A 3,702-nucleotide genomic window follows, 5' to 3' on the forward strand; every position below is an offset into this window, starting at 1 on the left:
GCCCGGCGCGGCCCGGACGCCCGCTGCGCGCCGTCCTCGGCCTCGCGGCCGGCCGGCGATGCGTCGTCGTCCGGTGCTTCCGCCACGGGACACAGGGTATGCGGCGGCGCGGACGAATGGGGGCAGAGCCGGAGGAAGCGTGGGCCACGTCTCACCCGGCGGGCCGTCAGGGGGTGAGGGCGGGCCTCCGGTCGGCCGGGGTGTCCAGGGCGTCGAGGCGGCGCAGGATGATGCCCTCGCGCAGCGCCCACGGGCAGATGTCCAGCTCGTCGAGGCCGAAGAGGTCCATCGCCGCGTCGGCGACGAGCGCACCGGCGAGCAGCTGCCGGGCGCGGCCCTCGGAGACGCCGGGGATGCGGGCCCGTTCGGCGACGGTCATGGTGGCGAGCCGCGGCAGCCAGGCGGAGAGGCCGCTGCGGGTGAGCCGCCGGGGCACCCGCGGTCCGGCGTCGGTGGGGGCGGCGCCGGCCATCCGGGCCAGCTGCTTGAAGGTCTTGGAGGTGGCGACGGCGTGGTCGGGCGCGTTCTGTCTGGTGAACTCGCCGACCACGTTCGCGATCTCGGCGCGGATGTGGCGGCGCAGCTCCCGGACGTCCGCCGGGTCGGCGACGTCGCCGGGCAGCCGGGCGGTGAGCCGGCCGGCGCCGAGCGGCAGCGAGGCGGCGATGTCGGGCTGCTCGTCGAGGCCGCAGGCGATCTCCAGCGAGCCGCCGCCGATGTCGAGGTTGAGCAGTCGGCCGGAGGACCAGCCGAACCAGCGGCGGACGGCCAGGAAGGTGAGCCGGGCCTCGTCCTGCCCGGAGAGCACCCGCAGCTCGATGCCGGTCTCGTCGCTGACCCGCTGCAGCACGGCCTCGCCGTTGGCGGCCTCCCGGACGGCCGAGGTGGCGAACGGCAGTATCTCGACGACGCCCTTGTCCTCGGCGACCGCGATCGAGGAGGCGACCATCGAGACCAGCCGGTCGACGCCGGTCGGGGTGATCGCCCCGTCCTCGTCGAGCAGCTCGGCCAACCGCAGTTCGGCCTTGTGCGAGTACGCCGGGAGGGGGGCAGCACCGGGGTGCGCGTCCACCACGAGGAAGTGGACGGTGTTGGAACCCACGTCGAGAACACCGAGTCGCATAGCGGAACACGCTACGCGATCCGGTCCGCCCACCTGCCCGGATCCCCCGTTCCGGCGTCCGGGGGCCGCCGGCGGCGACCCGGTCGGCGGCCCCGTCACCGGCCCGGCGCGGTCACAGCAGCCCGTGCCAGAGCTGCTCGACGATCACCGCCCACCAGTTCTCCGGGTCGGTGAACACCGTGCGGTCGACGGCGGCCAGGGCCCACTGCAGCTCGGCGACGGCGGGGCCGGCCGCGTACGGGTGGAGGCCGCGCAGCGCCGGGAGGCGCTCGGCGAGCAGCACCAGGCAGCGGGCGAAGGCGGTCACGTCGGCGTTGCAGTAGCGGGCGGCGGCGGTGTCCGGGTCGATCGCCCGGACGCGGCCCTGCAGCGTGTCGACGGTGATCAGCGCCCAGCCGTCGGTGCCCAGCACCACCTGGCCCAGCAGGGCCTGCCGGGCGTCGGCGGTGGCCCGGGTGCCGCGGCCGGCCTCGGCGAGGCGGGCGGCGGCGTCGGGCAGCACCAGGTCGGTGCGGGTGCCGTCGTGGACGCCGTCCGGCTCCGGGTGGTGCAGCGCGAAGAAGCCCTCGACGGCGACCGGCAGGCCGACCTCCAGCAGCGGCCGGGCGACCGCCTCCGGCAGGTCGGCGTGCTCCACCGCCGCGGCGTCGAACCGGCGGACGCCCTCCGGGCCGAACCGGGCCGCCAGCCGCTCCGCCAACGGGCGGCCGCTCTCCGGCTGGGCCGGCGGCACGGAACGCGGGAACGGCACCCGGTTGGGCCGCACGCCCTCCGGCGCGGGCACCGCCCGGACGGCCTCCGCACGCCCGTCGAACCACGGCCCGTACGCCAGGTCGTGGGTGATCCGGACGCCGGGCAGGGCGGCGGCCAGCGCGTGCCGGGCGTAGCCGCCGGGCAGGGCGGCCGGCCGCAGGTCGGTGTGCAGGCCGAGGACGTCCTCGGCGGGCACGCCCTGCTCGCGGAGCTGCTCGGCGGCGCGCAGCGCCGGGTGCGGCAGTCCGGTCGCGGACTGCACGACCAGGGTCCGCACCTCGCCGAGGGCGTCCCGGTAGCGGAGCGCGGCCCGGGCGCCGGCGCCGGTGGCGGGCGGCAGTGCCGGGTCGTAGTCGCCGGCGCCGAGGAAGTCGCGGTACATCCGGACGACGTCCGGCACCGGCACGGACGGCCAGACGGTGAGCGCGCCGGTGAGCCGGTCGACGACCGCGCAGGCGGCGCCGATCTCCTCCGGGGCGCGCCGGACGGCGGTGAACGGGTTGACGTGGACGGGCGGCGGTTCGGGCCACACCACCCAGCCGTGCTCGAACTCGTGGCTGTGCACCGGGCGGGCGCCCTCCGCGGGGAGCGCGCCGTTGATCCAGCGGTGGGCGGCCTCCAGGGCCTGCTCGCGGGTGGTCATCGGCGGACGCTCCCGGCGGTGGTGCGGTGGATGTGGAGCCGGGACCGCGGCGGGGCGGGCTCGGCGGGACGGGCGGGTTCCGCGGCCGGTGCCTGGGCGGGCTCCGGCCCGGACTCCGGCGGGGCCGCGGCGGCGGGCGCCGCCGCGGGGCCGGGCTCCGCGGGACCGGCTGCTGCCGGATCGGCCTTCGCCGGTCCGGACCCGGCGTTCGCGGCGGCCGGGGGCACGATGTCCAGCGGCCGGCACTCGGCGTCCAGGGCGATCGCCCACAGGCCGTGCTCGGCGCTGTGCAGCGGCTCGGGGCCGCTGCGGCCGGTCTGGTGGTCGAGCCAGGTGAGCCGCTCGCCGTGGTTGACCACGTTCCAGGCGTGCGAGCGCCGGAAGCCGTCCAGGGTGACCAGCAGCGCCTGGGCGCCCGGGCCGGAACGCAGCAGCGTCTCGGCGACCCGGGCGAGGGCGCCCTCGCCCGCACCGACGTCGTGGAACTCCCGGCCGAGCTCGCGCTCCGCGCGGTCGCGGCCGCCGTACTCGCCGGCCGGGCCGTCGGGCAGCCGCGGCGCGGAGCAGACCGGCAGGCCGGAGAAGGTGTCGACCGAGGAGAGCGCGACGTCGACGGTGTTGTTGGCGCGGCCCGCCTCGCGCGGGCCGCCGCCGTTGAGCGCCTCCGTCCAGCCGCCGGCCGGGTCGGGGTGCAGCTCGGGGGTGCCGTCGGGGCGGCGCGGCACCAGCCGCTCGACCTCGGCCTGGTGGGCCGGGTCGACCGGACCGAGCCCGCCGGGCAGACCGTAGGGGCGGCCGTCGGCGATCCCGCGGACGGGGACGGGTGCGGCGGGCGCGTCCTGCACGGAGCGTCCGGAGCGGGCCGCCAGGTAGGCGGCGGCGACCTGGCCGGGGTGCAGCACCGGGACGACGGTCGGGCCGGTGTGCGGCTCCAGGCCGAGGACCTCGGGACGGCGGCGGAGGTCGCCGCTCTCGCCGAGCCGGAACGGCAGCGGGGCCGGGGCACTGCCGCCCGCGCCCGGGGCGCCGGCGCCGGGAGCACCGCCGGGGGCACCGGCCGGGGTGCGCGGCACCGCACCGGGCGTGCCGACGACCGCGCCGACCACGCCGTTGGCGGCGCCCTGGGCACCGGGCTGGCCGGCCGCACCGGGAGCCGCCGCACCGGGAGCACCGGGGGCGCCGG

General features: G+C 78.7%; 3 protein-coding genes. All 3 read right to left on the minus strand.

Translation table 11 applies throughout. The features are described 5' to 3' along the window. Positions 1 to 166: 166 nt before the first annotated feature. Complete coding sequence (locus ABD353_RS39355; RefSeq protein WP_344628531.1) at positions 167 to 1,123, minus strand: Ppx/GppA family phosphatase; 957 nt, start codon at positions 1,121 to 1,123, stop codon at positions 167 to 169. 112 nt (positions 1,124 to 1,235) lie between these two features. After that, positions 1,236 to 2,519 carry an SUKH-4 family immunity protein gene (locus ABD353_RS39360; RefSeq protein WP_344628532.1) on the minus strand — a complete coding sequence of 428 codons (1,284 nt, stop codon included), beginning with the start codon at positions 2,517 to 2,519 and terminating at the stop codon, positions 1,236 to 1,238. After that, the coding region (locus ABD353_RS39365) for a toxin glutamine deamidase domain-containing protein (RefSeq protein ID WP_344628533.1) at positions 2,516 to 3,702 on the minus strand (1,187 nt) is incomplete at its 5' end. The genes ABD353_RS39360 and ABD353_RS39365, both read right to left, overlap by 4 nt.

Origin of the sequence: Kitasatospora arboriphila, from assembly GCF_039528095.1 — a bacterium.
Classification (GTDB): Bacteria; Actinomycetota; Actinomycetes; order Streptomycetales; family Streptomycetaceae; genus Kitasatospora; species Kitasatospora arboriphila.

Excerpts from the sequence above, each read along its gene's own strand:
- ABD353_RS39355 (WP_344628531.1), bottom strand. The coding sequence starts at position 1,123 with ATGCGACTCGGTGTTCTCGACGTGGGTTCCAACACCGTCCACTTCCTC.
- ABD353_RS39360 (WP_344628532.1), bottom strand. The coding sequence starts at position 2,519 with ATGACCACCCGCGAGCAGGCCCTGGAGGCCGCCCACCGCTGGATCAAC.